Origin of the sequence: Pseudoflavonifractor sp. 60 (assembly GCF_009911645.1) — a bacterium.
Classification (GTDB): Bacteria; Bacillota; Clostridia; order Oscillospirales; family Oscillospiraceae; genus Lawsonibacter.
This window is the reverse complement of the sequence record NZ_QWKI01000314.1, coordinates 1-644: the sequence shown is the minus strand read 5'-3', so window position 1 is coordinate 644 and position 644 is coordinate 1. Positions and strand designations below refer to the sequence as shown.

General features: G+C 56.5%; 1 protein-coding gene. It reads left to right on the top strand.

The window, feature by feature from the left end; genetic code table 11:
• Positions 1-143 precede the first annotated feature (143 nt).
• Positions 144-419: an HU family DNA-binding protein gene (locus D1646_RS22090; protein WP_160638484.1), complete on the top strand. Its 276-nt coding sequence runs from the start codon at positions 144-146 to the stop codon at positions 417-419.
• Positions 420-644 lie beyond the last annotated feature (225 nt).

The window sequence follows — 644 nt, the reverse complement described above, 5'->3', positions numbered from 1 at the left end:
AATCCGAAATTTTTGCTATGGTGCATACGTAATATCATGCCCGGTCAGCCGGGACAAGAAAGAAATCGGCAAGGGGGCTACCCCCTTGCCCCGCAGGGGACCCTGCGGGGCAAAATTCCCTCTTTGCCGGAACTGGAGGAATTATGACTAAGCAAGAACTCATCGAACGCATGGCGGATAAAACCGGCCTGACGAAGAAAGACTGCGGCACGGCCCTGGACGGCTTTCTGTCCGCCGTCACGGAGGCCCTGCAAGCTGGAGACGCAGTGAAGCTGACCGGGTTTGGCAGCTTCGAGGTGAAGCACCGGGCGGCAAGAACGGGGCGCAACCCGCAGACGAAAGAAGTAGTAGAAATCCCGGCGCAGACCGTCCCGGTGTTCAAGGCGGGAAAGGGTCTGAAAGATAATGTGGCTGGTTGACAGAAGGAATCAGCAAGGGGGCGCGCCCCCTTGCTCCGTCCATATGGACGGAGCAAAATCCCTCCCTGCCTAACTTGGTTTTACGCGCTCAGAGGGATTTCGGATGGGGGGTATACCCCCCATCCCCGTAGGGGAACCCCTACGGGGACAACTCCTTCCCGCAAACAAATCGTTTGAAATTCAACACGGAGGTTATGACCATGAAAAAGAGATTGCTGGCCTGTT

Coding starts and splice junctions, on each gene's coding strand:
- D1646_RS22090 (WP_160638484.1), top strand. CDS start 144: ATGACTAAGCAAGAACTCATCGAACGCATGGCGGATAAAACCGGCCTG.